Annotated in this window: 3 protein-coding genes and 1 pseudogene; all 4 read left to right on the forward strand. The window is 49.4% G+C overall.

What is annotated here, in order from left to right; translation table 11 throughout:
- Positions 1–271 precede the first annotated feature (271 nt).
- A complete protein-coding gene (locus EJP87_RS15590; RefSeq protein ID WP_130472775.1) occupies positions 272–985 on the forward strand; it encodes a LexA family transcriptional regulator in 714 nt (237 codons plus the stop codon).
- Between the two features lie 362 nt (positions 986–1,347).
- A complete protein-coding gene (locus EJP87_RS15595; RefSeq protein WP_130472776.1) occupies positions 1,348–1,530 on the forward strand; it encodes a hypothetical protein in 183 nt (60 codons plus the stop codon).
- Positions 1,527–1,961: a DUF2924 domain-containing protein gene (locus EJP87_RS15600; RefSeq protein ID WP_130472777.1), complete on the forward strand. Its 435-nt coding sequence runs from the start codon at positions 1,527–1,529 to the stop codon at positions 1,959–1,961. The genes EJP87_RS15595 and EJP87_RS15600 overlap by 4 nt, the downstream gene beginning before the upstream one ends.
- Positions 1,962–1,966: 5 nt before the next feature.
- Positions 1,967–2,114, forward strand: a pseudogene (locus EJP87_RS19115) (recombinase family protein); the annotation flags it as partial.

The following is a 2,114-nucleotide window of genomic DNA, read 5'->3' on the forward strand; positions in this document are numbered from 1 at the left end:
TTGCTCTGACCCACTCCTCAACATCGCATCGACGATACGCAAGAGCGGTGCTGCCTTCGATCTGTTGGCAGGGCGGTCCCTTTTCTTTTTTCCGCCATGCTCTCAAAGTCTGTGTATGGCGCCCAATCATGGCTGCGGCCTGGGTTGCAGAAATCAAGTCATTCATTATGTTCACCTCGGCATAGAGTTTGCGTGGTAGTTGACTGCACTTGGCAACGTATGGCTACAAGCATAGTGCGATGATTAGCAATTCACAAGGAAAAAATACGATATGTCAGAAGATTTTTTGTCAAGACTAAATGACGTTGTTAATCAAGAGGATATAGGAAACTGGGCGCAACTGTCGAAAGTTGCGAACATACCAATGTCCACATTGCAAAGCATCAAGAAAGGCGTAAACCCAGGTTTCGATACGATATCGCGTATCGCAGCAGCAACAGGCATCTCTCTCGATTGGCTGGCTACCGGAGAGGGACCAAAAATGCGTGGCAAACACGACCCTCTCCGGGAACCGCTTGATCAATACTTGGTCTCGGAAGATGACTTGGACATTCTGAAAAATAACGATTTTGTTTTCATTCCCGGCTACAGCGATGTATGTGTCTCCGCCGGAAACGGGTGTGTCGTTGATTCTGAAGTATCAGATTATTTACTGGCTTTTGATAGGGGATTGGCCGTGAATGAACTTGGCATTCAATCAGATCGGGCAGCAGCACTGCGTGTACATGGCGACTCCATGGCTCCAACCCTTTTGCCTGGAGATGTAGTCGTCATCGACCGCAATGACGTGAGCTTCACACAAGACGCAATTTATGCATTCCATTGGGAAGAAGGGCTTTTCGTGAAACGTATCCAACGTCGAGGAAGAAATTTATTTGAAGCTCTATCAGACAACCCGCTCTACAGAACCATCGTGCTCGACCCGCAAAATTCAGAAACGCTGCGCATTATCGGGCGGGTTGTCTGGGCAGGCAAAAGAATGTGATGTTCAGATGTTGCGATACACCACAAACAATCATTGCGACATGCGACGATTGCGACCCATCAACAAACGCGATATGTCACATGTTTGACGTGTGATAATTCGCTATCGGCGGCGTGTTCATCAAATTTAAACCGCCATGGGAATGACGGCTGCATCGCTTTGGCACCACGTGCATCACTTCTCTGCTCCTCTATGGACATTCGCCTCCGTCGTTAGCCTCCTGTCCATGTCCCACAACCACCCAAAATACCCTACCATATCCCAAATCACCCATAATCCATTATAATCGCTTACTTTTTATCTGCCATGTCTTTATGCTTGTCCTCGAATTCGAATCGAAACAGAAGGAGAGCATGAAATCGATGAACACCACCCACCCCAACGACATGACATCCAACCAGCGCCTGGATGAAGTGGCCATCATTCTCGCCACCGGCACCAAACGCCTGATAGAAAAAGAAAAAACAGAGAAAATTTCACTGGATAACTCGCCCAACCAATGGCTCCATGGTCGGAAATTACGACCAACCGGAGAAAAACCATGAACAACATCAACGTCTTGAAACAGCTTGCCGCATTGCCAAACCTGTCAACATCTGAATTGCGCACAAAGTGGACGGAGCTTTTTCAATCGGAACCGCCATCGTTCAACAAAACCTACCTTGTCCGCAATCTGGCCCAGCGGATTCAGGAGTTGGTGCATGGCACCCTGCCGAGCAGCGATGAACGGCGCTGGGACAAACTGGCCAAAGAGGATGAAGAGCCACCAGAACAGATAAAGCTGCCAGCCGATCGCCTCATGCCTGGAATCAAGCTGGTGCGAGAGTGGAAAGGTGTGGAGCATTGCTGCACGGTGCTGGACAACGGGTTCGAATATCTTGGCCGCCGGTTCGGCAGTCTGTCGGCGGTGGCCAACGCCATCACCGGCACAAAGTGGAATGGGCACACATTCTTTAAGCTGAAGAAACAAGGATAATAATCATGACAAAGACCAAGCCAGTGGTAACACCAAAAGTGCGTTGCGCCATCTACACGCGCAAGTCGAACGAAGAGGGACTATCCATGGATTTTAACACCCTCGACGCCCAGCGGGAAGCCTGCGAATCCTACATCGCCAGTCAAAAGGCAG

This window comes from Candidatus Magnetaquicoccus inordinatus, from assembly GCF_004217665.1.
GTDB lineage: Bacteria > Pseudomonadota > Magnetococcia > Magnetococcales > Magnetaquicoccaceae > Magnetaquicoccus > Magnetaquicoccus inordinatus.